Genomic DNA, 563 nt, shown 5'->3' on the forward strand with positions numbered 1-563 from the left:
GAATCCCCAGACCTTCAAGCCTGTCAGCAATGCGATCAGATTGAAGCCTTATGGCCTCATCCCTGCCAATGCGTTCAAGATGTTTAAACACATCAACCTTGTTCCCACTGTTGCGACGAAGAAGCTCATAAAAACCTATCCGAGAAGATGACTCACACCCATTCTCAGACGGTCCTGCATCAAAAATCTCTCCGCGTGATTCCTTCGCTTCCTTAACCTCTGGAACGTATTCTAAACCACCAGCAGGAAGCCTGAAGCGTCGCCTGTCTTCCTGTTCCGAACGACACGCAAAACGCAGATTCTCATCAGCAGAATAATCCCGAGCTATAAGCCCAAGGTGCTTGCAGTCAGCAGATATCAGCCAGCAGATATCATCAACAGACCACCCCAGATGGAACACATGCCCAAGCCATGAACGAGGATAATACCCCCCATCATATGACTGAGCTTTGATGACCCTTTGGGCCTCTAATTTCKTATATGAACGACCTACKGATTCCATCCGAGACCACCAGTCTTGGCGGTCTTGTGTTGAACCATCGCCATCAGTTGTGTTATAATCC

General features: G+C 48.5%; 1 protein-coding gene. It reads right to left on the reverse strand.

What is annotated here, in order from left to right; translation table 11 throughout:
* Nucleotides 1-502, reverse strand: a 502-nt coding sequence (locus tag KP705_RS16435; protein WP_215765026.1) for a hypothetical protein, incomplete at its 3' end; no start/stop codon positions are given.
* Nucleotides 503-563 lie beyond the last annotated feature (61 nt).

The organism is Gluconobacter sp. P1D12_c, from assembly GCF_018812105.1.
GTDB lineage: Bacteria > Pseudomonadota > Alphaproteobacteria > Acetobacterales > Acetobacteraceae > Gluconobacter > Gluconobacter oxydans_A.